The organism is Streptomyces enissocaesilis (genome assembly GCF_039533765.1).
Classification (GTDB): Bacteria; Actinomycetota; Actinomycetes; order Streptomycetales; family Streptomycetaceae; genus Streptomyces; species Streptomyces enissocaesilis.
Genome location: NZ_BAAAUD010000027.1, coordinates 1 through 1,111, shown reverse-complemented (window position 1 = coordinate 1,111; position 1,111 = coordinate 1). Strand labels below are relative to the sequence as shown.

General features: G+C 65.6%; 1 pseudogene. It reads right to left on the bottom strand.

The window, feature by feature from the left end:
• Window positions 1-81 precede the first annotated feature (81 nt).
• A pseudogene (locus tag ABD374_RS13130) lies at window positions 82-997 on the bottom strand (IS982 family transposase).
• Between the last annotated feature and the right edge of the window lie 114 nt (window positions 998-1,111).

The following is a 1,111-nucleotide window of genomic DNA, read 5'->3' as shown; positions in this document are numbered from 1 at the left end:
GCGCGCACCGAGGTCGCAGCGGTCATGGTCGACGACTGAGCCGCGGTCATGGTCGACGACTAGACGGTCTATTCCAAGGGTTCAGTGGTCGTAAGCGATCAGGGATCGCATGACGGGTTGGCCGGTGTGCCAGTTGTGCCAGATCGCGGCGGTCATGGCCAGGAGGCGTTGCAGGATGCGGACGGCTGCGCCTGTGGGGGTGCGGCCGCCGTGCCGTTCGAGATCGAGTTGGCTTTTGAGGGTCTGGTTGACGGACTCGATGTTCTGGCGGACGGCGCGCAGCATGGGCCGGCCGGGGCGTGGTGTCTCGTTGCGGTATGCGGGTCGTATGACGTCGATATCCGTTTCGTTGAGCCAGGTCTCGGTGAGGCGGTCGCGGTAGCCCTTGTCGACGATCAGGATCAGTCCGTCCGGGTGATGGAACATGGCCGGCTGCAATGAGACCAGGTCGATCAGTACGTCGCGCTCGTCGGTCTTCGGGTTGGTCAGGGCGAACGCGACGGGTAGCCCGTGGATGGTGGTGACCAGGTGCAGGCGCAGGCCCCAGAACCGGCGGGAGTGCGAGGCGCAGTAGCCGTAGCCGGCCCAGCCGGCCAGGNTCGGAGCGTTTGACGGTCTCTCGGGAGGTGCCGCACTGCACGGGGGTCGAGTCGGCGATGCGGACCGGGTGCCGCCACAGGTCGGTGTCCGCGGCGAGGACGGCGATGCAGTGGGCGATCTGGGTGATCAGGGCACGGAGGCGTTTGTTGTAGCCGGGCTGTTTGGGTAGGTACGGGAACAGATGTCCGATGGCCTTGCGGGCGCCGCGCAGCCACCGGATCTCGTCGTGGTGGCCGAGCAGCGCCTGCAGGACCGCGACGGTGATCAGTTCCGCGTCGGTGATCTTCGGGGTGATGCCGACCTTCGGCCGGTACGGGTTGAGCTGCGGTGAGGCCTTCAGTTCGTCGTCGATCTTCACGTAGAGTGCAGTGGCGAGGGTGTCCAGATCGACGTGCACGTGGCCTCCATGGTCTCGTTGCTCAGCAACGTCGATCATGGAGACCCTCGTCTACTTTCACCGCCCCGGTATCCCTTGGAATAGACCGTCTAGGCCGCGGTCATGGTCGACGAC